The organism is Falsiroseomonas oleicola, assembly GCF_019029495.1.
In the GTDB taxonomy this organism is placed as follows: Bacteria; Pseudomonadota; Alphaproteobacteria; order Acetobacterales; family Acetobacteraceae; genus Falsiroseomonas; species Falsiroseomonas oleicola.
On sequence record NZ_JAERQM010000001.1, the window covers coordinates 1,052,388 to 1,079,316 of the forward strand.

26 protein-coding genes are annotated in these 26,929 nt (G+C 69.8%); 14 read left to right on the forward strand and 12 right to left on the reverse strand.

Annotated elements, in window-relative coordinates; translation table 11 throughout:
• Nucleotides 1-5 precede the first annotated feature (5 nt).
• The 5 genes from JJQ90_RS05030 to JJQ90_RS05050 are packed head-to-tail and all read left to right on the forward strand — an operon-like array spanning nucleotide 6 to nucleotide 5,890.
• On the forward strand, nucleotides 6-2,003 hold the full coding sequence (locus tag JJQ90_RS05030) for a DNA/RNA helicase domain-containing protein (protein WP_216873351.1): 1,998 nt from the start codon (nucleotides 6-8) through the stop codon (nucleotides 2,001-2,003).
• Between the two features lie 9 nt (nucleotides 2,004-2,012).
• Nucleotides 2,013-2,882: an endonuclease/exonuclease/phosphatase family protein gene (locus tag JJQ90_RS05035; RefSeq protein ID WP_216873352.1), complete on the forward strand. Its 870-nt coding sequence runs from the start codon at nucleotides 2,013-2,015 to the stop codon at nucleotides 2,880-2,882.
• Between the two features lie 28 nt (nucleotides 2,883-2,910).
• Entirely contained in the window at nucleotides 2,911-4,134 is a 1,224-nt protein-coding gene (locus tag JJQ90_RS05040) for an MFS transporter (RefSeq protein ID WP_216873353.1), read from the forward strand.
• Nucleotides 4,135-4,145: 11 nt separating this feature from the next.
• The gene (locus JJQ90_RS05045; RefSeq protein ID WP_216873354.1) at nucleotides 4,146-5,027 is read left to right on the forward strand and encodes a polyphosphate kinase 2 family protein; all 882 of its coding nucleotides are present in this window, start codon (nucleotides 4,146-4,148) and stop codon (nucleotides 5,025-5,027) included.
• A 38-nt stretch (nucleotides 5,028-5,065) separates the two neighbouring features.
• Entirely contained in the window at nucleotides 5,066-5,890 is an 825-nt protein-coding gene (locus JJQ90_RS05050; protein WP_216873355.1) for an alpha/beta hydrolase, read from the forward strand.
• On the opposite strand, the gene JJQ90_RS05055 is transcribed toward JJQ90_RS05050, so the two are convergent.
• From JJQ90_RS05055 to JJQ90_RS26825, 6 genes are all read right to left on the reverse strand, one after another.
• Complete coding sequence (locus JJQ90_RS05055) at nucleotides 5,879-6,349, reverse strand: ribonuclease toxin HepT-like protein (RefSeq protein WP_216873356.1); 471 nt, start codon at nucleotides 6,347-6,349, stop codon at nucleotides 5,879-5,881. The two genes, JJQ90_RS05050 and JJQ90_RS05055, sit on opposite strands and share 12 nt — an antisense overlap.
• A complete protein-coding gene (locus tag JJQ90_RS05060; RefSeq protein WP_216873357.1) occupies nucleotides 6,339-6,668 on the reverse strand; it encodes a nucleotidyltransferase family protein in 330 nt (109 codons plus the stop codon). The genes JJQ90_RS05055 and JJQ90_RS05060 overlap by 11 nt, the downstream gene beginning before the upstream one ends.
• Before the next feature lie 39 nt (nucleotides 6,669-6,707).
• A complete protein-coding gene (locus JJQ90_RS05065; protein ID WP_329959394.1) occupies nucleotides 6,708-7,049 on the reverse strand; it encodes a carboxymuconolactone decarboxylase family protein in 342 nt (113 codons plus the stop codon).
• A gap of 100 nt (nucleotides 7,050-7,149) precedes the next feature.
• The gene (gene clpA / locus JJQ90_RS05070; RefSeq protein WP_216873359.1) at nucleotides 7,150-9,504 is read right to left on the reverse strand and encodes an ATP-dependent Clp protease ATP-binding subunit ClpA; all 2,355 of its coding nucleotides are present in this window, start codon (nucleotides 9,502-9,504) and stop codon (nucleotides 7,150-7,152) included.
• Between the two features lie 157 nt (nucleotides 9,505-9,661).
• A complete protein-coding gene (clpS, locus tag JJQ90_RS05075) occupies nucleotides 9,662-10,021 on the reverse strand; it encodes an ATP-dependent Clp protease adapter ClpS (protein ID WP_216873360.1) in 360 nt (119 codons plus the stop codon).
• Between the two features lie 301 nt (nucleotides 10,022-10,322).
• Complete coding sequence (locus JJQ90_RS26825) at nucleotides 10,323-11,312, reverse strand: phasin family protein (protein WP_230410338.1); 990 nt, start codon at nucleotides 11,310-11,312, stop codon at nucleotides 10,323-10,325.
• 89 nt (nucleotides 11,313-11,401) lie between these two features.
• On the opposite strand from JJQ90_RS26825, the gene JJQ90_RS05085 reads away from it, so the two are divergent.
• Both JJQ90_RS05085 and JJQ90_RS05090 read left to right on the forward strand, forming a co-directional pair.
• Nucleotides 11,402-12,676 (forward strand): D-alanyl-D-alanine carboxypeptidase family protein, encoded by a 1,275-nt coding sequence (locus JJQ90_RS05085; protein ID WP_216873361.1) that lies wholly within the window; start codon nucleotides 11,402-11,404, stop codon nucleotides 12,674-12,676.
• Between the two features lie 146 nt (nucleotides 12,677-12,822).
• A complete protein-coding gene (locus tag JJQ90_RS05090; protein WP_216873362.1) occupies nucleotides 12,823-14,043 on the forward strand; it encodes an SAM-dependent methyltransferase in 1,221 nt (406 codons plus the stop codon).
• Nucleotide 14,044: 1 nt separating this feature from the next.
• On the opposite strand, the gene JJQ90_RS05095 is transcribed toward JJQ90_RS05090, so the two are convergent.
• The 3 genes from JJQ90_RS05095 to JJQ90_RS05105 form a co-directional block, all read right to left on the reverse strand.
• Nucleotides 14,045-15,394 (reverse strand): HdeD family acid-resistance protein, encoded by a 1,350-nt coding sequence (locus JJQ90_RS05095; RefSeq protein WP_216873363.1) that lies wholly within the window; start codon nucleotides 15,392-15,394, stop codon nucleotides 14,045-14,047.
• 121 nt (nucleotides 15,395-15,515) lie between these two features.
• A complete protein-coding gene (locus tag JJQ90_RS05100) occupies nucleotides 15,516-16,625 on the reverse strand; it encodes a DSD1 family PLP-dependent enzyme (protein ID WP_216873364.1) in 1,110 nt (369 codons plus the stop codon).
• Nucleotides 16,626-16,638: 13 nt separating this feature from the next.
• A complete protein-coding gene (locus tag JJQ90_RS05105) occupies nucleotides 16,639-17,811 on the reverse strand; it encodes an aminotransferase class V-fold PLP-dependent enzyme (RefSeq protein WP_216873365.1) in 1,173 nt (390 codons plus the stop codon).
• On the opposite strand from JJQ90_RS05105, the gene JJQ90_RS05110 reads away from it, so the two are divergent.
• The 3 genes from JJQ90_RS05110 to JJQ90_RS05120 all read left to right on the forward strand — a co-directional run bounded on the left by JJQ90_RS05110 (nucleotide 17,810) and on the right by JJQ90_RS05120 (nucleotide 20,251).
• Nucleotides 17,810-18,976, forward strand: a complete 1,167-nt coding sequence (locus JJQ90_RS05110; RefSeq protein WP_216873366.1) for an acyl-CoA dehydrogenase family protein — start codon at nucleotides 17,810-17,812, stop codon at nucleotides 18,974-18,976. The two genes, JJQ90_RS05105 and JJQ90_RS05110, sit on opposite strands and share 2 nt — an antisense overlap.
• Nucleotides 18,977-18,982: 6 nt before the next feature.
• Entirely contained in the window at nucleotides 18,983-19,819 is an 837-nt protein-coding gene (locus JJQ90_RS05115; protein WP_216873367.1) for an alpha/beta fold hydrolase, read from the forward strand.
• Between the two features lie 69 nt (nucleotides 19,820-19,888).
• Nucleotides 19,889-20,251 carry a DUF3597 domain-containing protein gene (locus JJQ90_RS05120; protein WP_230410339.1) on the forward strand — a complete coding sequence of 121 codons (363 nt, stop codon included), beginning with the start codon at nucleotides 19,889-19,891 and terminating at the stop codon, nucleotides 20,249-20,251.
• 21 nt (nucleotides 20,252-20,272) lie between these two features.
• Here the strand turns inward: JJQ90_RS05120 and JJQ90_RS05125 are convergent, their stop codons facing one another.
• Complete coding sequence (locus JJQ90_RS05125; RefSeq protein WP_216873369.1) at nucleotides 20,273-21,043, reverse strand: maleate cis-trans isomerase family protein; 771 nt, start codon at nucleotides 21,041-21,043, stop codon at nucleotides 20,273-20,275.
• Nucleotides 21,044-21,176: 133 nt separating this feature from the next.
• Between JJQ90_RS05125 and JJQ90_RS05130 the strand changes: the two genes are divergently transcribed.
• From JJQ90_RS05130 to murA, 4 genes are all read left to right on the forward strand, one after another.
• On the forward strand, nucleotides 21,177-22,136 hold the full coding sequence (locus JJQ90_RS05130; protein ID WP_216873370.1) for a Bug family tripartite tricarboxylate transporter substrate binding protein: 960 nt from the start codon (nucleotides 21,177-21,179) through the stop codon (nucleotides 22,134-22,136).
• A 111-nt stretch (nucleotides 22,137-22,247) separates the two neighbouring features.
• Complete coding sequence (locus JJQ90_RS05135; RefSeq protein WP_216873371.1) at nucleotides 22,248-22,412, forward strand: hypothetical protein; 165 nt, start codon at nucleotides 22,248-22,250, stop codon at nucleotides 22,410-22,412.
• A gap of 72 nt (nucleotides 22,413-22,484) precedes the next feature.
• Nucleotides 22,485-23,039 carry a dCTP deaminase gene (dcd, locus tag JJQ90_RS05140; protein ID WP_216873372.1) on the forward strand — a complete coding sequence of 185 codons (555 nt, stop codon included), beginning with the start codon at nucleotides 22,485-22,487 and terminating at the stop codon, nucleotides 23,037-23,039.
• A gap of 94 nt (nucleotides 23,040-23,133) precedes the next feature.
• The gene (gene murA / locus JJQ90_RS05145; protein WP_216873373.1) at nucleotides 23,134-24,387 is read left to right on the forward strand and encodes a UDP-N-acetylglucosamine 1-carboxyvinyltransferase; all 1,254 of its coding nucleotides are present in this window, start codon (nucleotides 23,134-23,136) and stop codon (nucleotides 24,385-24,387) included.
• Between the two features lie 152 nt (nucleotides 24,388-24,539).
• Here murA and JJQ90_RS05150 read toward each other — a convergent pair whose 3' ends face one another.
• Together JJQ90_RS05150 and JJQ90_RS05155 are read right to left on the reverse strand one after the other, a co-directional pair.
• A complete protein-coding gene (locus JJQ90_RS05150; protein ID WP_216873374.1) occupies nucleotides 24,540-25,757 on the reverse strand; it encodes an ATP-binding protein in 1,218 nt (405 codons plus the stop codon).
• Nucleotides 25,757-26,773, reverse strand: coding sequence for a PDC sensor domain-containing protein (locus JJQ90_RS05155; RefSeq protein ID WP_216873375.1), 1,017 nt, complete (start codon nucleotides 26,771-26,773; stop codon nucleotides 25,757-25,759). The genes JJQ90_RS05150 and JJQ90_RS05155 overlap by 1 nt, the downstream gene beginning before the upstream one ends.
• Nucleotides 26,774-26,929: the final 156 nt, after the last annotated feature.

The window sequence follows — 26,929 nt, forward strand, 5'->3', positions numbered from 1 at the left end:
GGCGGATGCGCGCCTGGTTCGCCTGTACCGGTCTGGAATTGCTGAACCGCGCGCCGGCCGACACTGTCGGCCGATTGGCCTCGGCGCAGCAGGCGCGCGGCTTTGCGGGTTCCCCGGATCAGGAGGCCGCGTGGCAGGGGCAGGTCTCCGCGCTGCGGCGGGCCGTGGCGTTGGCAGGTGGCGAGGCCTGGACCCTGGCGCTGGAATTCGACCTGATGCGCCTGGAAAAGCGCATCGACGCGGTGCTGCTGACCGACCGCGCCATTCTGAGCCTGGAATTCAAGACCGCCGCTGCCTCCCCCGCCACATTGGCGGAGGCGGAGGATTACGCGCTGGACCTGCGCGACTTCCATGAGGGCAGCCGCGGCCATCCCATCCTGCCGGTGCTGGTCGCCGGCCCCGGCGGCTTCACCCCGCCGACGCAGCCACCCCTGTTCTGGCATGGCGTGCTGCAGCCGATCGTCTGCGGCAGCGCCGGGCTGCCCGATCTGCTGCGCTGGGTGGCGGAGGCCTGCCCCGCCGGCCTGCCGCTCGATGGCGCGGCCTGGCTCACCGCGCCCTATCGGCCGGTGCCCAATATCGTCGAGGCGGCGACGCTGCTCTATGCGCGCAACGGCGTGGCGGAGATCGCCGCGGCACGGGCCGATGCCGCCAATCTGAGCCTTACGGCGGACGCCATTGCGCGGCAGATCGCGGCGGCGCGCGCGGATTCCGCGAAGGTCGTGGTCTTCGTCACCGGCATTCCCGGCGCCGGCAAGACGCTTTGTGGCCTGAACGCCGTCTTCGGCCCGTCTCGGCAGGAAGGCGCCGCCTTCCTCACCGGCAATGCGCCGCTGGTCGCCGTGCTGCGCTCGGCCCTGGCGCGGGACGCCGTGGCGCGCGGCGACTGCGACAGGCGGGAGGCGGAGCGGCGCGTGAAGGCGCAGTTGCAGAACGTGCACCACTTCCTGGAGTTCTATGCGCGCGACCCCGCGCAGATCCCGCCCGAACGGCTGATCGTCTTCGACGAGGCGCAGCGCGCCTGGGACGAGGCCAAGGCGCGCGCCGGCACGCAGAACAAGCGCTCCATCCTGACAATGAGTGAGCCGGCCCATACGCTGGACAGCATGGGGCGCCGGCCCGGCTGGGCCGTCATCGTCGCCCTGATCGGCCAGGGTCAGGAAATCAATACCGGGGAAGCCGGCCTCGCCGAATGGGGCCGTGTGATCGCCGCCAACCCGGCTTGGCGCGCCGCCGCCGCGCCGCGCGTGGTGGATGCGACCGACCCGGTGCAGCGGTTGGCGGAGGGACGGCCCGATTGGCTGGCGCTGGATCCGGACCTCGACCTGATGGTGCCGATCCGCAGCGTGCGGGACGCTTCGGGCGCCGCCTGGGTGGCGGCGGTGCTGGAGGGGGATGCGACGGAAGCCCGGCGCCTCGCCGGCCCGAACCTGCCGATCTTCGTGACCCGCGACCTCACCGCCCTGCGGGCGGCACTGCGCGGCATGGCGCGGGGCCTGCGTCGCGCCGGGCTGGTGCGTGCGGCGGGCGCGCGGCGCCTGCGGGCGGAGGGGCTGGGGGCGGAGGTCGAGACCAAGGAGGTGCCGGACTGGTTCCTGCGCCGTTGGCCCGATATCCGCGCCTCCGACGCGCTGGAAGCCGCCGCGACGGAATATGCCTGCCAGGGGCTGGAGCTGGATGTGGTCGGCCTCGCCTGGGGTGGCGATTTCATCCGGCGGGGTGGTGCCTGGGTGGCGCGCGCCTTTTCCGGCACGTCCTGGCAGCGCGCCGCGAAGGACCAGGATTTCATCCGCAACACCTATCGCGTGCTGCTGACCCGCGCGCGCTATGAAACGGTGATCTGGGTACCGCCCGGCAGCCCCCGCCAAGGCCCCTTCCACGACCCGACGCGGGATGCGGCGGAGATGGATGCCGTGGCGGATTTCCTGCTCGCCTGCGGTGCCCACCCCCTGGTGGAGGCCACCCTGGCACCACAGGACACCGCCCCCGCCCTGCTGCTATAGGCGCGCCCCATGCGCCCTTTCCTTCTCGCCCTGTTCCTGCTGCTCGCCGCCCCGGCCTGGGCGCAGGAGATCAAGCTCGCCACCTGGAACATCGCCTGGCTGACCCTGAAACAGGCCGGCGACCCCGCCCTGCCGCGCAACCTCGAAACCCGCACGCCCGAGGATTTCCGGCTGTTGCGCAGCTATGCCAGCCGCCTCGCCGCCGATGTCGTGGCGCTGCAGGAAATCGATGGGGAGGCGGCGGCGCGGCGCCTGTTCGATCCCGCCGAATGGACCATCCACCTGACGGATGAGGAGGATACCCAGCGCCCCGGCTTCGCCATCCGCCGGCATCTGCGCGTCACCCCCCAGCCCGACCTCCGCGCGCTGGACCTGATCCCGCGCGCCCGCTTCAGCCTGCGCCGGGGCGCCGATATCCTGGTGGAATCGCGCGGCGGGGCGCGGCTGCGGCTGCTGTCGGTGCATCTGGATGCCGGCTGCCGGGAGGATGAATTCGCCCCCGACGCCTCCCGCGACTGCCGCAACCTGGAACGGCAGGCGGAGATTCTCGCGCGCTGGACCCAGGCCAGGGCGCGGGAGGGGGTGGGCTTCGCCATCCTTGGCGACTTCAACCGCCGCATGGCGCCGGGCGATGATTTTCTCACAATTCTCGAAGCCGCGGCGCCGCTGACCCGGACAACGGAGGGGCTTTCCTCCCCCTGCTGGGCGGATGCGCGGGGCGGGCGGGCCTTCGTCAGCCACCTGTTCCTCGGCGGGCCGGCGCGGGACTGGCTGGTGCGGGACAGTTTTGCCGTGCTGACCTACAGCGAACGCGCGCGCCGCTATCGCTGGGCGCTGTCGGACCATTGCCCTATGAGCGTCCGCCTGCGCCTCCCCTGAGTCGGGCCGGCGTGCCAGTATCGCCGCCATGCGCCAATTCGCCCGGATCACCCTTCCCCTCGCCGGGCTGAACTTCGTCAACCAGGCCTCGCGCACCATGATCGCGACGCTGGGGCCATTGCTGGCGCTGGAATTCGCGCTGTCCGCCAGCGAGTTGGGCCTGCTGGCGGCGATGTTCTTCGCGGCCTATGCGGCGGCGCAATTGCCGGTGGGGCTCGCCATCGACCTCTGGGGCTCCCGGCGGGTGCAGACGGTGCTGGGGCTGGTCGCCGCCCTGGGCTTCGTGATGTGCGCCCTGGCGGTGGGGCCATTCTGGCTGGCGCTGGGGCGGGTGGTGACGGGGGTGGGGATCTCGGCCGGGCTGATCGCCATGCTGAAGGTCAATACGCAATGGTATCCGCGCGACCGGGTGGCGGGGATGACGGGGCTCGGCATCCTGTTCGGCTCGCTCGGCAGCCTGGCGGCCACCCTGCCGGTGGCGCTGCTGGAACCGCTGATCGGCTGGCGCGGCGTTTTTGCGCTTTTGGCGCTGATGTCGGTCGGCGTCAGCCTGTGGATCTGGATTTCAGTCCCCGAACGCGGGCCGGGCGCGGCGGCGCCACCACGCCGAGGGCTCACCGCGGAAGTGGCGGAGTTCGGGCGCATCTTCCGCCACCCGACCTTCCTGCGCTTCGCCCCCTCCGTCGCGCTGCTTTCGGCGATGAACTTCACCTATCAGGGCCTCTGGGCCGGACCCTGGCTGCGGGATGTGGGCGGCCAGGGGGATGCCGGGCGGGCGCTGCTGCTGCTGTGCTACGCGGCGGGGCTGATGCTGGGCAGCGTCGGCACCGGCCAGGCGGCGTCCCTGCTGCAACGGCGCGGGCTGCACCCGATGCTGGTGCCCTGGCTGTCCATGGCGGGGATCGTGCTGGTGCAGGTCCTGCTGATCGCGCATCCCCCAGGCAACCAGGCGGCGCTTGGCGCGATCTGGTTCCTCTTTGCCCTGTTCAGCTCGGCGGGGCCGGCGGGCTATGCCGCGATCGGCCAGCGCTTCGGGGCGGAGCTGGCCGGAAGGGTGGCCACCGCCATCAATGTCGCGATGCTCGGGATCGTGTTCCTGTTGCAGAACGCCATCGGCTGGATCCTGGACCTCTGGCCGCGCATGGCGGATGGCGGCTGGGCCTCGGCGGGCTATGGCTGGGCGATGGCGATGACGGTGGCATTTCAGCTTGCGGCCGGCCTGGTGATGCTGCGGCCGGAACGACGGGGATAGGACAGGCGGGCATGGAAAAGCGCATCGAATCGGTCCTGTCCCGCTTCCGGGTGGAGGACGGCCGCGATTTCCGCCTGAAGGACCACAAGCCGGATGAGCTGGCCGGTCTCGACATCAAGAAATCGGAGGCGCCGGCGCTGCTGAAGCGCGGCGTGGATTTCCTCTCCACCCAGCAGGACATGCTCTATGCGCAGGATCGCTGGTCGGTGCTCTGCATCTTCCAGGCGATGGATGCGGCGGGGAAGGACGGTGCCATCAAGCATGTCTTTTCCGGCGTGAACCCGCAGGGCTGCCATGTGGTGTCCTTCAAGGCGCCGACCGCGAATGAGCTGGACCACGATTTCCTCTGGCGCCATTCCACCGCCTTGCCCAGCCGCGGCCAGATCGGCATCCACAACCGGTCCTGGTACGAGGAAGTGCTGGTGGCGCGCATCCACCCCGCCATCCTGGATTCGCAAAAGCTGCCGCCGCGCCTGCGGACGGAAAAGATCTGGGAGCAGCGGCTGGAGGATATCGCCGCCTATGAGCGCTATCTCGGCCGGCAGGGCACTGTGGTGCTGAAGTTCTTCCTCAACATCAGCAAGGACGAACAGCGCTGGCGCTTCCTCCAACGGATCGAGGAGCCGGAGAAGAACTGGAAGTTCAACGCCGGCGATGTGCGGGAGCGGGCGCATTGGGACGCCTATCAGGACGCCTATGAACAGGCGATCCGCGCCACCGCCACCCCCGAGGCGCCCTGGTATGTGGTGCCTGCGGACCGCAAGTGGTTCACCCGCCTGGTCGTCGTCGCCGCCATTGGCCGGGCGCTGGAGCAGCTGGAACTGCACTACCCGCGGGTGACGGAGGAGGAACGCCGCGCCCTGATCCAGGCCGGCGAGGAGTTGCGCGCCTGATCCGCCGTCGCGCGCTGGCGGGGCTGTCGCTCGGCGGGATGGCGCTGGCGGCCTGCTCGCCGAATGACATCGCCAACCTCGCCACACCCCGGCGCGGCACCATGCTGGTGGAGGGGCTTGCCTACGGCCCCCTACCCCGCCACCGGCTGGACCTGACCCTGCCGCCGATGCCGACGCCGGAGACGCCGCTGGTGGTGTTCATCCATGGCGGTGGGTGGGCGGAAGGCGGGCGTGGGCAATACGCCTTCGTCGCCCGGCGTCTGGCCAGCTTCGGCATGGCGGTCGCCGTGCCGGATTACCGGCTGTGGCCGGAGGCGCGCTGGCCCGACTTCATCGAGGATGCGGCCCGCGCCGTCGCCTGGCTGCGTGCCAATCCGGAGATGCCGCGCGGCCCGGTCTTCGTCATGGGCCATTCGGCGGGCGGCTTCATCGCCGCCGCCCTGGCGCTGGACCCGCGCTGGCTGGCGGCCGCCGGGCTGCCGGAAGGGCGCGGCGCCCTGGCCGGCGGCATCCTGATGGCCGCGCCGATTTCCTGGCAGCCAACGGACGAGCCCGTGGTGAGCATCTTCGCCCCCGCCCCCGCCGGGCGGATCGAGGCCGCGCCCGACCCCGCCATGCTGGCCGGCGCACCGCCGATGCTGCTGCTGCATGGGCAGGCCGATACGGTGGTGGGCGACATCCATTCCCGCGAATTGGCGCCCGCCTTGGAACGCGCCCGACGGCCGGTGCGGCTGGTTCTGTATCCGGAGGTCGGCCATATCGGCATCATGACCGGCTTCGTGCCGGGGGCGGGGCTGGTCGGGCTGACCACGGCGCCCGTGGTGGCCGAAGTGGTGGACTTTGTCCGGAGCTTAGCCGGGTAGCAGCCCGAACGCCTTCCCGAAGTGTTCGAAGGCCGCCGGCAATTCCGACCGGAGTCGCGCCGCGGATTCGATAGCCGGCGCCGCGCGATCCAGCCGGAAGCCCAGATAGCTATGCACCGCGACGTGCCGGAAGCGCCGCAATTCGTCGAGTTCCGGGAACAGCATCCCGGCAAAAGCGGGACGACGCGAGGAGGGGCGGGTGACCATCACCAGCAAATCCTCATGCCAACTCGATCCAGACGGCTTGGGGTCCTCCGCCAAGGCGAGGATGCGCAGCGCGACCTGCTCCAGGCTGGCATAGGCATCCTGAAGGCACTTCTGCAGGGCCTTCTCCCGCATCCGCATGTCAAGAACCTCACCCGCCCCGCGCGTCTCCCATAGCGTGAGGGCGAGATCGAGGTCTTCCAGCGCCGCGTCCCGCAGGCGCTCCAGGGGCAGCCAGCGTGGATCAGGCGCCACAGCGAATACCCTCCCGCTGCGCCTCGGCCTGGACCAGGGGCGCAAGATCGTCCCAGAGCACCAGATCGGGGACAAGCCCCAGCGCCTCGCAGGCGTCCCGCGCCGCGCGTTCCGCCAGCGCACGATCGCGGCCGGTCGCGCCGATCACCGCGATGTCGGCGTCGCTGCCGCGCCGGGCCGTACCCCGCGCAAGCGACCCGAACAGCAGGTAGTGCCAGGACCGGCCGCGCGCGGCCTCTGCCAAGGCCACCAGCAACGGCTTGCGCGCGGCGGCGATATCGGCGGTGAGGCGGCGGTCCAGGTCCTGGATGGTGGGCATGAGGTCAGCCTAGCGCAGGCGAGGCGTGACCTGCACGTCCTACCCCTGCCCGGTGCCGTCCATCGCATCCAGCACATGCAGCGAATAGGTCAGCGCCGCGCCGGCGTTCAGCGCGATGGCGACGCCCAGCGCCTCGGCGATCTCCTCCTTCGTCGCGCCGGCCGCCTTGGCCTTGCGGACATGGGCGTCGATGCAGCCCTGACAGCGGGTGGTGACGGCGACGGCCAGCGCGATGAATTCGCGGGTCTTGGCGTCGATATGCTTCGTGGTGGAGGCGCCGCGGTTCAGCGCGCCAAAACCCTTCATCAGCTCCGGATGCAGCGTGCCCAGTTCCTTGCCGCGTTCCCGCAGCCCGGCGCTGTAGCCGTCCCAATCCTCAATGCGCGTATCGGTGGTCATCACTCTTCCCCCCTGACAAACAGAAAGGTGCCCCCCTTACCAGGAGACACCTTCCCAACCAGACCGCGGCAGCGTCCCAAAACTACTCGGCAGTTTCGGGTTCTTTTTCGGATTCGCCGTCGCCGCTGTCTTCCGGGCGGGGCAGAGCGGGGGGCGCGGCTTCGAAGAATTCGAAGGCGAGATGCCCGTCCTTCAGCCCGACCTTGACCGAGCCGCCCTTGGCCAGCTTGCCGAACAGCAGTTCCTCCGCCAGCGGCTTCTTCACCACTTCCTGGATCACCCGGCCCAGCGGCCGCGCGCCATAAAGCGGGTCGTAGCCGCGTTCGGAGAGCCATTCGCGGGCGGCGGAGGACAGTTCGATGGTCACGTTGCGGTCGGCCAACTGGGCTTCCAGCTGCATGATGAACTTGTCCACCACCCGGGCGACGATTTCCTGCGACAGCCCGGCGAAGCCGATGACGGCGTCCAGGCGGTTGCGGAATTCCGGCGTGAACAGCCGCTTGATGGCGTCCTCATCCTCCCCGGTGCGCTTGTCGCGCCCGAAGCCGATGGAGTTCTTCGCCATGTCGGAGGCGCCGGCATTGGTCGTCATGATGAGGATGACGTTGCGGAAGTCGACGGTCTTGCCGTTGTGGTCCGTCAGCTTCCCGTGGTCCATCACCTGCAACAGGATGTTGTAAAGGTCCTGATGCGCCTTCTCGATCTCATCGAGCAGCAGCACGCAATGCGGATGCTGGTCGATGCCATCGGTCAGCAGCCCGCCCTGGTCGAAGCCGACATAGCCCGGGGGCGCGCCGATCAGCCGGCTGACGCTGTGCCGTTCCATGTATTCGGACATGTCGAAGCGGATCAGCTCGATGCCGAGCGTTTTTGCGAGCTGCTTGGCCACTTCCGTCTTGCCGACGCCGGTGGGCCCGCTGAACAGGTAGTTGCCGATCGGCTTCTCCGCGTCGCGCAGGCCGGCCCGGGAAAGCTTGATGGCGGCGGAGAGGGCGTCGATGGCCTTGTCCTGGCCGAAGACCATGCCCTTCAGGTCGCGCTCCAGGTTCCGCAGCGTCTCCTTGTCGTCGGAGCTGACGGATTTCGGGGGGATGCGGGCGATCTTCGCCACGATCTCCTCGACATCCTTCAGCGTCACCGTCTTCCGGCGCTTGTGCTCCGGCAGCAGCATGCGGCTGGCACCGACCTCGTCGATCACGTCGATCGCCTTGTCGGGCAGCTTCCGGTCATGGATGTATTTCGCGGAAAGCTCCACGGCGGCGCGGATGGCTTCCGGCGTGTAGCGGACCTTGTGGTGCTTTTCGTAGTTGGTCTTGAGGCCCTGGAGGATCTTGATCGCGTCTTCCAGATTCGGCTCGTTCACATCGATCTTCTGGAAGCGGCGGACGAGCGCCCGGTCCTTCTCGAAGTGCTGCCGGTATTCCTTGTAGGTGGTCGAGCCGATGCAGCGCAGCGTGCCCTGGGCCAGGGCCGGCTTCAGCAGGTTGGAGGCATCCATGGCGCCGCCGGAGGTGGCACCGGCGCCGATCACCGTATGGATCTCGTCGATGAACAGGATGGAGCCGGGCTGCTGCTCCAGCTCGTTCACCACGGCCTTCAGCCGCTCCTCGAAGTCGCCGCGGTAGCGGGTGCCGGCGAGCAGGCTGCCCATGTCGAGCGCGAAGATGGTGGATTTGGCCAGGACCTCGGGGACATCGCCCTCGATAATCCGCTTGGCCAGCCCCTCGGCAATGGCGGTCTTGCCGACGCCCGGATCACCCACATAGAGCGGATTGTTCTTGGTGCGGCGGCAGAGGATCTGGATGGTGCGCTCGATTTCCGAGTCGCGGCCGATCAGCGGGTCGATCTTGCCGGCCTGGGCCTTCTTGTTCAGGTTCACGCAGTAGTTGGACAGCGCGTCCTGGCCGCGATTGGCATTGCCGCGCGCGGGCTTCTCCTCCTTCTCGGCGGGCTCCTCCGGCGTCTGGGCGCTGCCCTGGACGGGGCGGGTGGTGCTGCGGCCGGGGGCCTTGGCGATGCCGTGGCTGATGAAGTTCACCGCATCCAGCCGGGTCATGTCCTGCAACTGCAGGAAGTAGACCGCATGGCTTTCGCGTTCGGAGAACAGCGCCACCAGCACATTGGCGCCCGAAACCTCGTCCCGGCCGGAGGATTGCACATGGATGGCGGCACGCTGCACCACGCGCTGGAAGCCGGCGGTGGGCTTGGCGTCCCCGGCGCGGTCGGAAACCAGGCCGGCGAGGTCCTTGTCGAGAAATTCCGCCAGGTCGCGCTTCAGCTTGTCGGCATCGACCCCGCAGGCGCGGAGCACGGTGGCGGCATCGACATCATCGGCCAAGGCAAGAAGCAGGTGTTCGAGCGTCGCATATTCGTGCCGGCGGTCATTGGCGAGGCCGAGGGCGCGGTGGAGCGTCTGCTCGAGGTTGCGGGACAGCATGGTCTGACGCTCCCTATCGGGTGGCCGGGAAACTCAAAAACGAATCCCGGCGCGGGTTGCCCTCAATGTGGTCGCTCCCCCTGCCCGGGGCCAGCCCCCGCCCAACACTTCGAAGGGTCCAACACTTCGAAGGGTCCTGGACGGGACGCACCACCGATCATTCCTTTTCGATGGTGCATTGCAGAGGATGCTGGTTCTGGCGCGCCAGGTCCATGACCTGTGTCACCTTGGTTTCAGCCACCTCATAGGTGAAGACGCCGCAGACGCCGACGCCGCGGCGATGGACGTGCAGCATGATGCGGGTCGCTTCCTCCCGCGATTTCTGGAAGAAGCGTTCCAGCACATGCACGACGAATTCCATCGGCGTGTAGTCGTCGTTCAGCATCAGCACCTTGTACATGGCGGGCTTGCGCGTGCGCGGACGTGCCTTGACCACCACGCCCGTGGTCGGGTTGTCGCCGCCGTTGCTGCCCTGCCCCGGATTGCCTTGCCCGGGGCGCTTGTCGGTGTCGCTCATGCCTGCCTTGGTTGCCTGGCTGGGCCTCCGCCCCCTGTCGCATCGGGGGCCTTGGCCGGGTGCCTCATCTGGTAGGATATCGGAGCGCGGGGGCGCACGGAAAGGGCTTGACGCATTTCTCCGTGCAGAAGACCTGATTTGGGTTACCGCTCCGCGAAGAGCCGGGCAACAGGAACCGCCAAAACGGCGAAAAGGCCCGCCCGGGTCGCCCACCGCCCGCAACCGGGCAGTCGGCGACCCGGACGGGCCTTTGTCACGACCAGGCCAGCGGGGAAAACCCCCGCCGGGCCGGAAGCCTCAATCAGGCCGCGAGCGGGCGGGAGAACTTCTCCGCCGCGAGCGTCATGCGGGCCGTGATCGGCGCGCTGGCCTGCTCGGCCAGGCGGTAGGCGGCTTCCTGCAGCTTCGCCGTCTCGGACATGGTCCGCTCGATGGAGGCCTTGGCGAAGGCGGCCTGGATGTCGGTGGCCTCCTTCAGGCTCTTCACGCCGGACAGCGCCTTGGCGCTTTCCATCGCGTGCTCGGACAGGGCCTGGGACATCGCGAAATACTGCTTGCCCAGGTCCTGGAAGCCGGCCGTCAGGGCCTGCGTCGCCTTGGTGAAGGCTTCCATGTTGCCACGGCCGAACTCCGCGGCCTCCTCGGCTGCCTTGTAGAAGCCTTCGGCCGTCTTCGTCACCTGTTGCATACCCTGCTCCATCGTCATGCGCGCCTGGCTGGCGCCCTCCTCGATCGTCTTGTTGATGGTCACGTCGGCGGTCTCGACGGCCTCGCTGGCCGCCTCGACCGTGATCTGGGCCACGCTCTCCGTGGCAGTCTCCGCCACCTGGTCGGTGGGGGTCTCGACCAGCGCGACCTCGCGCGTGGTCTCGGCGTTCGGTTCCGTCGCCATGACATCGGCCTCCTCGGTGTCGCGCCGGTCAGGCCGGATCGCGGGAACCTTCGGCCCGGTTCCAGGGCTGTTCTTCGCCACACCGCGGCGTCCGCGGCGCACTGCCTTATCCACGGCCTTCGTCCTCACTCCTCGCCGCGCCGCCTTGCGGGACCTTTCAGGCCCCACCAACTCGACCGCCAGGGCCGGAGCCGGAGGCGTCGCTCGGCGCGTTATGCTGCGGTGCAGCACAGGCTCCACATATCGCCCACCGCACGGAAGATGCAAGGAGATTTTGCGGTGCAGCATAATTTTGTCGCGCATGCTGGAATCGCTAAGGGACCTTAACACCGCCCGCTCGCCGAGCGTTCCGTTGCAGCCGCGCCGCCCAAGTGCTTGCAGTAACAGGATGTTCTGCATTCGCCCCTGTGGACAGGCGGGACGCAGGACCGCTAGCCTGCATGCTCTGGCGGCGCACGGGGGGTGTGCTGCCCGGGGGGTCTTCGACCATGTTCATTCGGCTCGCGCCGCTGGTCGCCTTGGCGGCCGGTCTGTTCGCCGCGCTCTCGCCTGCCCAGGCGCAGATCGGCAGCGAACGCTATGCCGCCATGGTGGTGGACCACCGCAATGGCACCATCCTGGTTTCCGCCAATGCGGATGAGACGCGGCATCCGGCCTCGCTCACCAAGATGATGACACTCTACATGGTGTTCGATGCGCTGCGGGACGGCCGCCTCTCGCTCGGCTCCGCCGTGCCGATCTCGGAGGAGGCGGCGTCCCGCCCGCCTTCCAAGCTTGGCATCCCGGCCGGCGGCAGCGTGACGGTGGAGCAGGGCATCCTGTCCCTGGTCACCAAATCCGCCAATGACGTGGCCGCGGCCTTCGGCGAATTGCTCGGCGGCAGCGAGGAACGCTTCGCCCAGATGATGACGCAGCGCGCCCGCGAACTGGGCATGACGCGCACCACCTTCCGCAACGCCTCCGGCCTGCCGGACTGGGACCAGGTGACGACGGCGCGGGACATGGTGACGCTCGGCCGCCGGCTGATGCTCGATTTCCCCGACCGCTACCACTATTTCGGCCGCACCGAGGCCGCCTTCCGCGGCCTGCGCCTGCGCAGCCACAACCGCATGCTGACCAGCTATGAGGGCGTGGACGGCATCAAGACCGGCTATATCCGCGCCAGCGGCTTCAACATCGTCACCAGCGCCAATCGCGACGGGCGCCGGGTGGTGGGCGCGGTGTTCGGTGGCAGTTCCTGGGTGGAGCGCGACCAGCACATGACGGCGCTGCTCGACCAGGGTTTTGATCGGCTGGGCGCGACGCCACGCGCCGCCATGGCGCAGGCCGCGGCCGCCCCGCTGGTGATGCGCCAGGCCCAGGCGGCGACCAGCCGCAGCCCCCGCGCCGCGGCCCGCACCGCCACGGCGCCGACCCGCACCGCGACCCGGCAGGCGCCCCGCCCCGCCGCGCGCAGCGCCTCCGCCGCCCGGGCCACGCCGGCCCGCCCGGCGGCACGCAGCGCCCGGGCCGCCAGGACGGCACCGCGCCCGGCGGCGGCCCGCACCGCGCCCCGCCCGGCTGCCGCCTGCGCGGCCGCGACCAGCCCCCGCCCGGCAGCACAGCCCGCCCGCCGCGCCGCCGCGCCGACCCCCACGGTCCGCACCGCCACCCGAGGCACCGCGGCCACCAGCCGCAGCGCCGCGCGCAGCCCGGTGACCACGCGCAGCGCCATCGCCCCGCGCCGCACCACCCCGCTGGCCCCGCCCCGGCCGCGCCGCTGAGGCACCCCGCCTGACTGGCGCGCGGCCCGCGACACGGACGGTGCGACAGCGGGCCGGACCGACTCCGAACAGATCTCCAGGTTTGCTCCCGCGTGCACATCCCCTCGCCCCGCCCGGCCCGGCCATCACATCAAGCTGAGCCGGCGATGCGCGCGATCGTCCAGCAAGCCGCCGCCCAGCAGCGGCGTCCCAGCCTGCGGGGCGCGCTGCTGCGCCGGCTTGCCGCCGGCCTGCAACGCGGCAGCCTGACCATCCTGCTGCCTGACGGATCCACCTGGCAGCATCACGGCCCGGTGCCGGGGCCGGAGGCGATGCTGACGCTGCATCGATGGCGCGCGCTGCGGCGCCTCGCCTGGGGCGGCGATGTCGCCTTCGCCGAGGCCTATGGCGACGGCGACTGGTCCAGCCCCGATCCCGCCAGCCTGATCGCCCTGGCCTGCGTCAATGCGGAGACGGTCGACCCGTTGGTCGGCGGCTCGCGCCTCGCGCGGGCGTGGAACCGGCTGCGGCACCGGCTGCGCCGCAACAGTCACGCCGGTAGCCGCCGCAACATCCTGGCCCATTACGACCTCGGCAACGATTTCTTCGCCGCCTGGCTCGACCCAGGCATGTCCTATTCCTCCGCGCTGTATCACGGGCCGGAGGAGACGCTGGAGGCGGCGCAGACCGCGAAGCAGGACCGGGCCATCGCGCTGCTGGAGATGCAGGGCGGCGAGTCGGTGCTGGAGATCGGCATCGGCTGGGGCGGGCTGGTGGAGCGGCTGCTGCGGACGGTGCCCGGCACGCGGCTGACCGGGCTGACCCTTTCCCCCCGCCAGCTGGCCCATGCCAGCGCGCGGCTCACGGCGGCGGGCCTCGCGCCACGCGCCGCGCTCGCGCTGCGCGACTATCGCGACGAGGCCGGGCGCTTCGACCGCATCGTCTCCATCGAGATGTTCGAGGCGGTGGGCGAGGCCTATTGGCCCGTCTTCTTCGCGGCGCTGCGCGCGCGTCTCGTGGAAGGCGGGCTGGCGGTGCTGCAGGTCATCACCATCGCGGAGGAGCGCTTCGCCGCCTATCGCCAGGGGGCGGATTTCATCCAGACGCATATCTTCCCCGGCGGCATGCTGCCCTCCCCTTCCGTGCTGCGGGCCGAGATCGCGCGCGCCGGCCTGGTGCTGGACCATGCGGAATGCTTCGGCGAGAGCTATGCTCGCACGCTCGCCGAATGGCATGCGCGCTTCCTGGCGGCGCAGCCGCGCATGGCGGGAATGGGGCTGGATGCGCGCTTCCAGCGGCTGTGGCGCTACTACCTGGCCTATTGCGAGGGCGGCTTCCGCACAGGCGCCATCGATGTGGGCCTCTATCGGATCCGGCGGCCCGGCTAGACTAGGCCGCCTCCGGGCGCCCCGCCTCCGGCACCGAATCCCGCATGCTGCGGCGGAAGCGCGAAAGGAACCAGGCGAAGCGGGCGGACCAGGAAAGCTCCGGCCGGTCGACGATGCGCGACAGCGGCACGACGTAGTCCAGCAGGAATCCCGGCGTCCAGGTGGCGGAATCCGCCCGCACCCGCATCAGCGCGGCCAGCCACAGGTCGGGGTTCAGCAGCAGGCCAAGCAGCCGCCGCCAGGGATGTGGCGTGGCCAGCACGCCCTCCAGCGCCGCATCCAGCGCCCCGGCGATGACGGTGGAGCAGTTGCGGTTGACCACGTTGTAGAGCGTGTCCTGCCGGTAGCCGATCCAGAAGGCGCGCAGCCGGCGGGCATTGTAGGTGTGGAAGCGCACCTCCTGGTCCGCCTCCACCCAGTTGGCGACCTCCACCGCATAGGAGGGCTGGAAGATGCCCGGCGCATCATTGTCCGTGCTGGCACTGAGCGCATGCAGGAAATGGTCGCGGGAGCGTGTCCTCTCCTCCACCGGGTAGTGGCTGATATAGACGTCCGGCGCCATTTCCAGCGAGGAATGGCCGGTGGAGATGCTGCCATCGGGATTCACCGCACCGAAATAGCGGTCCACGATCGGCATGCGCTCGGTGTCGACGGCGCAGCCGCGCGGTGTCCAGACGCGGATCAGCAGCGGCGTCTCGCTGCGGCCCGGCGGCGTGTCGTCATCCACCAGGATCGGCGCATGCTCGTACCAGCCGCGACCGGCGAAGATCGGCAGCATCAGGATCGCCACCTCCTCCTCCAGGTTCCGCAGCATGACGCCCAGCCGCAGCAGCAGCCAGCCGGCCAGGCCGAGGAAGGCGCCGATGCAGAGGGGGATGTTCTGGCTGCGCGGCAGCGGCCAGTTCAGGATCAGCATGGCCGCCAGCAGCACCTCCGCCGCAGCGATCGCCACATGCAGGCGCCAGCCGCGGAACTTGCCGACCAGCGCCGGCACCACGCGCCCGATGGCATCGGTCAGGAAGAGGATGGCGAGCAGCCAGCCCAGCGCCAGGTCGCTCTGGAAGGGCGCCAGGATCAGCAGCAGGCCCATGAGGACGGAGGCCGCCGGCAACACCCAGGCGAGACGCTCCGCCCCGCGCTGCCGGGCGGCGAGCGCCCCGGCCAGCGCAGCCGCGCCATAGGCGGCGAAGGCCAGGCCGAGCAGCGCGCCGGCAATCTCGGCGAAGGCCGGCACGACATTGGCGGCGATCAGGATGGCCAGGAGGATGAGGCTGCCGCCGAGGACCGAGATGGCGGACCAGTGGGCTCGGAAGGATGCCGGCCCAATCAACAGAAACGCCAGCTTCAGCATGCAGACGACCCAGACAGCCGGGCCGGCTTACTAATCCCGGAAACGAAACCGGTAAAGCAGGGCGGGGCGCAGCCGGCGCGGTCAGTCGACGCCGGACGCACCCGCCCTTGTCCTTCCGTCCTCAGGCCATGCCGCCCCGCGCCGCCACCGGCCAGAGGCATTCCACCCGGCCCTTGCGCACCCCGACATACCAATCGTGGCGATCCACCGTCGGGTCGCAATGGCCCGGCACCAGCCGCACGGACTGGCCGAGGCGCGGCAGGGCCGAGGGGTCTTCCGCCTTCAGCGTCCCATGCTCATCCGAGGCGCCGGCATAGGTCACGCCCGGGAAGCCGTGCACCAGCGGCGGGCCGCTGTCGATCGCCACCGCCTTGTGCCCGGCATCCACCACCGCGAGGCCCGGGCGCGGCGCCGACATCACCTGGGCCAGCACGAACAGGGACTGGCGGAAGGGCGGCGGGTCGTCGTTGCGGCCGTAATCGGCATCCATGAAGGCATAGGAGCCGGCCTGGATCTCGTTCCAGACGCCGCTCGCCAGCTCGTTGCGGAAGGTGCCGGTGCCGGCGCCGCCGACGATGGCGCAGTCCAGCCCGCGCTGACGCAGCTGTTCGACCGTGCGCCGCGTGCCGTCCGCCGCCGCGCCGATGGCCTGCTGGCGCTGGGCCGGCGTGCGGTAGTGCTGGGCGCTGCCGTGATAGGATTGCAGCCCGCCGAAGATCAGGTGGCGGCTGCCGGCGATGCGCTCGGCCAGCGCCACCGCCTCCGGCCCCGGCGCCACGCCGCAGCGGCCGCCGCCGCAATCGATCTCGACCAGCACGGTCATGCGCAGGCCGGCGGCCTCGGCCGCGGATTCGATGGCGGCGATGCCGTGTTCGCCATCGGCGCAGACGGCGACCTTCGCCAGGCCGGACAAAGCGGCGAGGCGGGCCAGCTTGCGCGGCGCGATCACCTCGTTGCTCACCAGGATGTCCGGCACGCCGCCCCAGGCCAGCGCCTCGGCCTCCGCCACCTTCTGCACGCATTGGCCGATGGCGCCGCGCTTCATCTGCTGCAGGGCGATGATCGGGGATTTATGTGTCTTGGCATGGGCACGCAGCTTCGCGCCGGTCGGCGCCAGGATCGCCGCCATGGTGTCGAGGTTGTGCTCGAAGGCATCGAGGTCGAGCAGCAGCGCGGGGGTATCAACCTCCTCCTCGCGCATCCCGGGTTCGGCGGGCGGTGCTTGCAGCATCTTTTTCCGGTCCTCAGTCAGCCAGCGCGGCGGTGAGCGCGCCCATGATGGGGTCAATTTGAGAAAGGTCGTTGTAGCCGTGGAAGCTGATGCGGATGCGGCCGCGGCCGTTCCACGTCAGCACGTTCCGCTCCGCCATGGCGGCCACGATGCGGGACGCGCGGGGATGGGCGATGCAGACGCTGGCGCCGTGCCGCGCCGGGTCGGGCGGGGTGATGCTCGGAATGCCGGCCTGGTCCAGCCGTGCCAGCAATGCCGTGGTCAGACCCTGCACATGCGCCTGCATGGCGCCGCGCGGCAGGCTTTCGTGCAGATCCATCGCCGCCTGCAAGGCATAGGCCGGCAGATGCGCCGGATTGCCTCGGGTGAAGCGATTGGCATCCGGCCGCAGCGGCGGCGCGCTGCGGTATTCGTTGGAGGCATCGTCCGCCACCGAATACCAGCCCGCCGTCGCCGGCGCCCAGCCCGGCTGCCGCGCCCGGTTCCAATAGGCGATGGCGAGGCCGGTGCCGCCCAGCATCCATTTGTAGCAGGCGGCGAAGGCGAAATCGGCGATTCCGGCCTCCACCGGTAGCCAGCCGCTCGCCTGGGTATAGTCCACCACCAGCAGCGCGCCGACGCGATCCGCCGCCGCCCGCAGCGGCGCCAGATCCGGCCGGCTGGCATCGAAATAGGACGCGGCGCTGGCCGCCACCATCCGCGTGCGCGCATCCACCGCCGCCGCCACCGCATCCGCGTCCATGATCGGCACGTGGCGCAGGGTCACGCCGCGACGCATCGCCATCGGCAGGGCGATGGAGGGGTATTCATGGGCATCGAGCACGACATTGTCGCCCTCCCGCCAATCCAGGCTCTCGACCAGCATCGACATGCCCTCGGCCACCGAGGAGACGAGCCCGATATCCGGCGTCGCCACGGACCAGAAGGCCGCGAGCCGGGCGCGCAGGCGGTCGACCTCCGCATCCATGCGGGCGCGGCCGGCCGGGCCGGTGGATTTGTCCAGCGCATAGCGCGCCAGCGCGGCGCCCTGGGCATGCGGCACCGGGGTCTGGCCGCCGGCGCAGACATGGATCAGGTCGGGCGGAATCAGGAAGTCAGTCGGGGCGAAAAGGGGCACGGCGGTCCTGGCGGGGTTGCGCTTCGCCCGCAGCTTGGCACGCTGCGCGCGGAGGAGACAGACACCCATGGATTTCGCCCTGACCGAGGCGCAGCAGGCGCTGCATGACGCGGTCGCCCGCATCTGCGCCGGCTTCGACGATGCCTATTGGCTGGCGGCGGATCGCGGCCACCGCTTTCCGGTCGAGTTCCACCAGGCCATGGCCCGCGACGGCTGGCTCGGCATCTGCATGCCGGAACGGGTGGGTGGCGCCGGGCTCGGCGTGACGGAGGCGGCGATCATGATGCAGGCGGTGGCGCAATCCGGCGCCGCCATGTCCGGCGCCTCCGCCATCCACATGAACATCTTCGGGCCCATGCCCGTGGTGGTGCATGGCTCCGAAGCGCAGCAGGATCGGATGTTGCCGCCATTGATCGCAGGCACCGAAAAGGCCTGTTTCGCGGTGACGGAGCCGAATACGGGCCTCGACACCACACAGCTGAAAACCTTCGCGGAGCGGCGCGGCGACGGCTATGTCGTGCATGGCCAGAAGGTCTGGATCAGCACCGCGCAGGTCGCCGACCGCGTGCTGCTGCTGGCCCGCACCACGCCGCTGGAGCAGGTGAAGAAGCGCAGCGAGGGCCTGTCGCTGTTCTACACCAAGCTCGACCGCAGCAAGGTCCAGGTGCGCGAGATTCCGAAGATGGGCCGCCACGCCGTCGATTCGAACGAGCTCTTCATCGACGGGCTGGAAGTGCCGCTGGAGGATCGCATCGGCGCGGAAGGCCAGGGCTTCGCCTACATCCTGCACGGCATGAATCCCGAGCGCATCCTGGTCGCGGCGGAGGCCGTGGGCATCGGCCATGCCGCCATCGCCCGGGCCAGCGCCTACGCCAAGGAACGCGTGGTCTTCGGCCGCCCCATCGGCCGCAACCAGGCGATCCAGCATCCGCTGGCGCAATGCTGGATGCAGTTGGAGGCGGCGCGGCTGATGGTGATGCAGGCGGCCTGGCGCTACGACCAGGGGCTGGATTGCGGCGCGGAAGCGAATGCGGCGAAATACCTGGCCGGGGAGGCCGGATTCAACGCCTGCCAGCAGGCGGTGATGACGCTGGGCGGCTATGGCTATGCGCAGGAATTCCATCTGGAACGCCTGCTGCGCGAAAGCCTGATCCCGCGCATCGCCCCGGTCAGCCCGCAGCTCGTGCTCTGCTACATCGCCGAGCGCGTTCTCGGACTTCCCCGAAGCTACTGAGACTGGATGTTATTGATGCTTGCCGAGTTGGATGCCCAGGCCACGAAGGTCGAAACCCCGAGCGGCAGTGGCCGCATGGTCTGGCGGATATGGAATGCCTCGGGCGGCACGCCGGTGATGCTGCTGCATGGCGGCAGCGGGTCCTGGCGGCATTGGGTGAAGCAGATTCCCTGGCTGGCGGCGCAGCGCATGGTGATCGCGCCCGATATCCCCGGCCTGGGCGAAAGCGACGATCCGCCGGAGCCGCAGGACCCCGCGACCATCGCCGGCGTGCTGGTGGAGGGGCTGAAGCGGATCGTGCCGGATACGGCGGCGATGGACCTCGTCGGCTTTTCCTTCGGCGCCATCACCAGCGGCCATGTGGCGCGGCTGCTGGCGCCCCGGCTGCGCAGCGTCACCATCTGCGGCGCCGGCGCGCTGGGCACGCCGCGCAGCCCGACGCATCTGGTCAAGGTGCGGGACAAGCAGGGCGCGGAGAAGGTGGCGGCACACCGCCACAACCTGGCGAGCCTGATGTTCGCGGACCCGCAGAAAATCGACGCGCTGGCGCTGGAGATCCAGGAGATCAATTCCCAGGCCGCCCGCCTGCGCAGCCGCCAATTCGCGCCCAGCGGCAATCTGAAGGAAGCCCTGGCCGCCGCCATCGGCGTGCCCGTCAATGCCATCTGGGGGGAGCGCGATGCCGTGGCCTGGCCCAATCTCCAGCTTCGCATCGATGCACTGCTGGAGGCCCGGCCGGGCGCGCGCGTGGCCGTGGTGCCCGGCGCCGGGCATTGGGTGGCCTATGAGGCGGCGGCGGAGACCGATGCGCTGCTGCGGGATTGGTTGGTATCGAACCATTAGACGAACGAACCAAACGCATCCTGCCGCGTTGAAGCCCCGAATGGCCGCCTTGGCCTCGGGAGCATGGGCTTGAGTATCTTCAAATCGATTCTGACCAAGATCTTCGGCGATCGCGACGCCGCCGCCGCCGCCACGCCGGCCGGCACCACCACGACGGCCACCACGCCCATCGCGCAGGTGGATGTGGAAGTCGTCCTGATGCAGATGGCCGCCGCCTCCAAGCAGAAGCTGGATTGGCGGCGGTCCATCGTCGACCTGCTGAAGCTGCTGGGCCTCGACAGCACGCAGGACGCGCGTCGCGACCTGGCGAAGGAACTGCGCTACACGGGCGACATGGCCGATACGGCCACGATGAACCTGTGGCTGCATCGCCAGGTGATGACCAAGCTGGCGGAGAATGGCGGCCGCGTGCCGAATTCGCTGCGGGCCTGATCTCCCGATGGGCGGCTGGGTTCAGCCGCCCATGCGTTCGCGGTAGCGCGCGCCCCAGCCCTCCCCGCGCACCCAGGCCAGGAAATTCTCCGCCGAGGGCGCTGTCTTCGTCACGGCGCAGACGCTGCGCCAGGCGAGGGCATGCATGCAGGAGGTGACGGGCGCCTCCCCCACGAAAGGCTGCCCCAGGATCGGCCCCAGCGTCGGCATGCCGGTGCCGAGCATGGCGACCGCCTGGACATTCCCCGCCGGCAGCGCGGCCAGGGCCGCCGCCGCGCCCTGTGCCGTCATGGCGTAGATCGGATGAAAGCTGCCATCGGCCATGGCGCCCCGCGAAACCTCCGTCACGTCGAAGCCGCGCGCGGTCCAGTAGCCCACCGCGGCCTCCGTCAGGTCGTCCGGATAGGGCGAGACCAGCCCGATGCGTTCCGCCCCCACGGCCTGGAACGCGTCCCACACCGCCAGCGCCGCGGTGATGACGGGAATGCCCAGCGCATCCTGCATCCGCGCCACCAGCGCATCCTCCTCCGCCACGCCGGCATAGTAGCTGGCGCCGGTGCAGGCGAAGGCGATGGCATCGATCGGCGCATTGGCGAATTGCGCGGCGGCCCCTGGAAGGTCCCGGAGATAATCCAGCAGGCGGGCGATGATGGTCGGCTTGGTGCTGGTCATGCGGGCATTCAGCATGGCCACGCCGGGCGGCCAGAGCATGGCGAATTCCGGCTCCACCGTCGTATTCGCCTGCGGCGTCAGCACGCCCACCAGCCCGCGCGGGGCGTATTCGACTGTCATCCTGACCTTGCTCCTTGGCGCCTCGACGCACGGGCTCCGCTCCGCGGCGGCAAACTGGCATACAACTCGCTTGTCCGTCAGGCCCGCCCGGGGCTAACTGCCACGCCCCGCCTGCCCGACCGGAGGATCACCCATGCGTCGCCGCCACCTGCTGTCCCTGCTGCCCGGCGCCCTCGCCGCCCCCTCCCTCGCCTTGGCGCAGGCAGGCTATCCGGCGCGCCCGGTGCGGGTGATCGTGCCCTTCCCCCCCGGCGGCACCACCGACTTCATCGCCCGCCTCGTCAGCGCCCGGCTGAGCACCGTCTTCGGCCAGACCTTCGTGGTCGAGAATCGCGCCGGCGCCGGCGGCACGCTGGGCTCCGACCTGGTGGCGAAAAGCGCGCCGGATGGGCTCATGCTCATCGTCTCCAACATCGCGAGCTTCGGGGTGGCGCCCAGCGTCTATCGCAGCATGCCCTACAACTCCGTCACCGATTTCGCGCATGTGGCGCTGCTGGCGGAGATTCCCTCCGTCCTCGCGGTGAATGTCAGCAGCCCGATCCGCAGCCTGGCGGACTTCATCACCGCGGCGAAGGCGCGGCCGGGGCTGAATGTCGGCTCGCCGGGCAATGGCACCTCCTCCCACGCCAAGCAAGCGATCCTGCAGCGCTCCGCCGGCATCGAGACGACCCATGTGCCCTATCGCGGCAGCGGACCGATGATGAACGACGTGGCCGGCGGCGCGCTGGAATCCATGATCACCACCCTGGTCGAGGCCGGGCGCAACGAACGCTTCCGCCTGCTGGCAGTGACGGCGGATGCGCGGGTCCCGGGCTGGCCGGACCTGCCCACCTTCAAGGAACTCGGTCACCCGGACCTCGTCGCCTCCACCTGGTTCGGCCTTTCGGCCGCCGCCAATACGCCGCCCGCCATCGTCAACCGGGTGAATGCGGAGGTGCTGGCGGCGCTGGCGACACCCGATATCGCCGCCAAGCTGATCGAGACCGGTGCCACGCCGCGCCGCATGACCGCGCCGGAATACAGCGCCTTCGTCGCGGCCGAGGTCCAGCGCTGGGCGGCGGTGGTGCAGGCGGCGGGGATCCGCATCGACTGACGCGCCGCTTTCGAGGAGGACGCCGGCCCTGGGGTCACGTCGCGCGGCGGGGCGATGCACCAGGCAATCCAGGGCTTGACCCACCGCGCCCGGCGCGGTTCCTCCCCTTGCATGGACACACCGCCGGACCCCACGCCACCGGTCAAGTCAGCGGCGCAGCTTGCGCGGGAAGCGCGGCTGGCCGCCGCGCTGCGGGAGAACCTGCGCCGCCGCAAGGCCCAGGCGCGCGCCCGCGCCGATCAGCCCGCCAGGCCGGCGGCGGAGGAGCAGGACTGAGCCGCGCCGGATTGGACGCCCGCGCCCGCATCGGGTAACCCGGCCCTCCCGTTGCCCGAAGGCCGCTGCCCCATGTCCATCATGCCCGACACCTGGATCCGCCGCATGGCGCAGGATGCGGCGATGATCGAGCCCTTCGTCGAATCCCAGCGGCGGGAGGGGGTGATCTCCTACGGCCTGTCCAGCTACGGCTACGACGCGCGCCTCGCCGACGAGTTCAAGATTTTTACGAATGTCGACAATGCGGTGGTCGATCCGAAGGTGTTCTCGGACCAGGGCTTCGTCACCCGGCGCGGGGAGACCTGCATCATCCCGCCGAACAGCTTTGTCCTCTGCCACACCATCGAATACTTCCGCATCCCGCGCGATGTGCTGGTGATCTGCCTCGGCAAGTCCACCTATGCGCGCTGCGGGCTGATCGTGAACGTCACGCCGCTGGAGCCTGAATGGGAAGGCCAGGTGACCATCGAGATCAGCAACACCACGCCCCTGCCCGCCCGCATCTATGCCAATGAGGGCATCTGCCAGTTCCTGTTCCTGCAAGGCAGCGCCCCACCCGAGGTCAGCTATGCCGACCGGAAGGGCAAATACATGGGCCAGCGCGGCGTCTCGTTGCCGAAACTTTGAAGTACGCGGCACGTGCCGCGGGCCCCATCCGGGGCCTCGGTTGCCCTTCGGGCACCCGCCTTGTTCTGATGATCCGGCCAGGAAAGTACCTCTGATGGACCGCATCCGCATCCGCGGCGGCAAGCCGCTCTCGGGCAATATCCCGATCGGTGGCGCCAAGAACGCCACGCTGCCCCTGATGGCCGCCGGCCTGCTCTCCGACGGGCCGCTGACGCTGGAAAACGCGCCGGACCTGGCGGATATCGCCACCATGCGCGCCCTGCTGATCCAGCACGGCATGAAGGTGGAGCACGACAAGGCGCAGCGCCGCCTCGTGCTGTCCGGCGCCGCCGAGAACCTGGAGGCGCCCTATGACCTGGTGCGCAAGATGCGCGCCTCCGTCCTGGTCATGGGCCCGCTGGTGGCGCGATTCGGGGAGGCGCGGGTCTCGCTGCCCGGCGGCTGCGCCATCGGCACGCGCCCGGTCGACCTGCACATCAAGGGGCTGGAGCAGATGGGCGCCGTCTTCGACCTGGAAGGCGGCTACATGCATGCGAAGGCGCCAAAGGGCCTGCGCGGCGCCACCATCATCTTCCCCCAGGTCAGCGTCGGCGCCACCGAGAACCTGCTGATGGCCGCCACTTTGGCCGAGGGCACGACCGAGCTGGTGAACGCGGCGCGGGAGCCGGAGATCGGCGACCTGGCCATGTGCCTGATGCGCATGGGCGCGCGGATCGAGGGCATCGGCACCGACCGCCTGGTGATCGAGGGTGTGAAGCGCCTGGGCGCCGCCACCCACCCGATCATCCCGGACCGGATCGAGGCCGGCACCTATGCCTGCGCCGCCGCCATCACCGGCGGCTCCGTGCTGCTGGAGGGCGCGCGGATGGTCGACCTCGGCGCCGTGGTGCGGACCATGCGGGAATGCGGGGTGGATGTGGCGGAGGAAACCGCCGGGCTGCGCATCACCCGGAAGAACGGGCTGCGCGGCGCCGATGTGATGACCGAGCCCTTCCCCGGCTTCGCCACCGACATGCAGGCCCAGTTCATGGCGCTGATGTGCGTGGCCGAGGGCGCCAGCATGATCACCGAGACGATCTTCGAGAACCGCTTCATGCATGTGCCGGAGCTGACCCGCATGGGCGCCCGCATCAAGTATCACGGCCAGTCCGCCATCGTGCGCGGCGTGCCGAAGCTCTCCGGCGCCCCGGTGATGGCGACCGACCTGCGCGCCTCCGTCTCCCTGGTGCTGGCCGGGCTGGCGGCGGAGGGGGAGACCATCGTCAACCGCGTCTACCACCTCGACCGGGGCTATGAGGCGCTGGAGCGCAAGCTTTCGGCCGTGGGCGCCGCTATCGAGAGGGTCTGAAGCCGCCGCCTCCCGCCCGGCCGCAGCAGCTGGGACTCTCCCCGGCCAGGTAGCGCCCGACCGGCGTCTCCCGAAGCCGGGGCCAGCCGGTCCAGAGCGCCGCCACCAGAAGGCCGGCCAGGATCAGCCAATCACGTCGTGACATGCGCCGCTCAGCCCTCCGGCCGCAGCACGTAGCGCAGCTTCTCCGCCAGTTCCTGGCGGCGATAGGGCTTGCTGAGCAGCACCACGCCCGGGTCCAGCCGGCCGTGATGCACCACGGCGTTCTCCGTGTAGCCGGAGGTGTACAGCACGCGCAGCCCCGGCCGCAGCAGCAGCGCGGCCTCGGCAAGCTGGGGGCCGGAGATGCCGCCGGGCATCACCACATCGGTGAACAGCACATCGATCAGCACCTCGCTGCGCAGGATCTCCATGGCCGTGACGCCGTTGCGCGCGGCCAGCACCCGGTAGCCGAGCAGCGTCAGCTCCCCCACCACATGGGTGCGGACCATTTCGTCATCCTCGACCACCAGCACCGATTCGGTGCCGCCGCGCAGCCGCGCGGGCCGGCCGGGATTCATCGGGCGTGGCACGCCGGCCGCCGCCGCCCGCGGCAGATAGAGCTTCACCGTGGTGCCGTGGCCGGGCTCGGAATAGATCTTCACATGGCCATTGGATTGCTTGACGAAGCCATAGACCATGGAAAGGCCCAACCCACTGCCGCGGCCGAATTCCTTGGTGGTGAAGAAGGGCTCGAAGGCCTGGGCCAGCACCTCCGACGTCATGCCGCTGCCGGTGTCGGTCACCGCCACCACCAGATATTCGCCCGCCACCACCTCCTCATGCCGTGCGGCATAGTCGTCGTCGATCTGCGCGAAACCGGTCTCCAGCGTCATGCGGCCGCCCTCCGGCATCGCATCCCGGGCGTTCAGCACGAGGTTCATCAAGGCGGCCTCAAGCTGCGCCGGATCGACCAGGGCGGGCGGCAGGCGGGGCGTCAGGTCGAAGCGGCATTCCACCCGCTCTCCCAGCGTGCGGCGCAGCAGCAGTTCCATCCTCTGGATCTCCTGCCCGACATCGACCGGCCGCGGCTCCAGCGGCTGGCGGCGGGCGAAGGCGAGCAGGCTGCGCGTCAGCTCCCCGCCGCGCTCCGCCGCGTCGCGGGTGGTCTCGGCCAGCTGCAGCAGGTCCGGATCATGCTCCAGCCGCTCGGCCAGCAATTCGGCGCTGCCCAGGATGACGGTCAGCAGGTTGTTGAAGTCATGCGCCAGCCCGCCGGTGAGCTGACCCACCGCCTCCATCCGCTGGGCCTGGAGCAGCTTGCGGTTCAGTTCGGAGATCGCTTCCTGCTGGTTCTGCAGCGATTCCGCGCTGCGGTTCAGCACCGCCATCAGCCCGCCGAGCTCCCCCCCGGGTGCGGCGGGGGAATGCGGACCGACAGGTCGCCCTGGCCCAGACGCGAGGCCATGCGCGAAATCCGTGCGACCTCCCGCCGGATCGCCACCTCCCCGATCAGCCAGACGGAAATGCCGAGGACCAGGGAGAGCATGGCGAGGATCGCCAGATCCTCCCGCAGCCGCTGATCCGCCGTGGCGACCAGGTCTTCCCGGTCCTGCCCCACCAACACGCGCAGCCCCGCCTGGGCCAGCAATGGGTTGCTGCCGGCCGCCCAGATTTGCCGGCGGCCATCCGCCTCCCGCAATTCGGCCGTCTGCCCATCGCCCGCCAGCAGCGCGAAGTCGCCGAGCGGGGTGCCGGCCAGGGATCGCCCGATGCCGCCCTCGGTGCCCGATGCGCCATTCCAGGCCAGCACCGTGCCCTGCTGGTCCAGCATCAGGATTTCCGTATTCGGCTGCACCAGGGAGAGGTTGTCGCGCACCACCGCCCGCAGGTTCAGCGAGGCGAGCAGGATGAAATCCAGGTCGCCGGCCGGCGTGCGGGCAGGCTGGGCGATCTGGAGCACGGAAAGCCCCGTCAATCGCCCGAACACCGCCTGCAGCGCGACCCCGCGGCGCAGGGTCAGCGCCTGCTGGAAATAGGAACGGTCGCGCAGGTCGAGTTCGCGCCCCGTCTGCAGGGAATCGCAGAACAGCGCGCCTTCCGGCGAAATGGTCAGGATTCCGGTGAATTGCGGATACTGGTCCAGCACGCGGCCGAGAAAGGCCGAGCAGGCGGCGCGATTGTCGCTTTGCAGGTCGCGGGCGCGGGACAGGCCATACAGAAGCTGGCCCGTGGCATGGATGCGGCTGTCGAAGTCACGCGCGACGATCTCGGCGGAGTTGACCAGGCGGCTGGTGGCCGCCTGGATCTGCGCGTCGCGTTCCTGCACGAAGCGGTATCCCAGCAGCAGCGCGGGCACGATCGTGGCCATGGCGACAAGCCACAGCAATCGCGCGCGGATGCTCATCCCTGGCCCACCCCGTATGGCTTTGACGGTTCGACGCCGGAGGGTCCTGCCCCCCATCGCCCGCGCTTCGCGCCATTCTGGCGCCGCAGCCCACCCATATCCACCGCGGGATCATGTGGACAAGCGCTTAATGATTCGACCGTGACATGAGCCGCT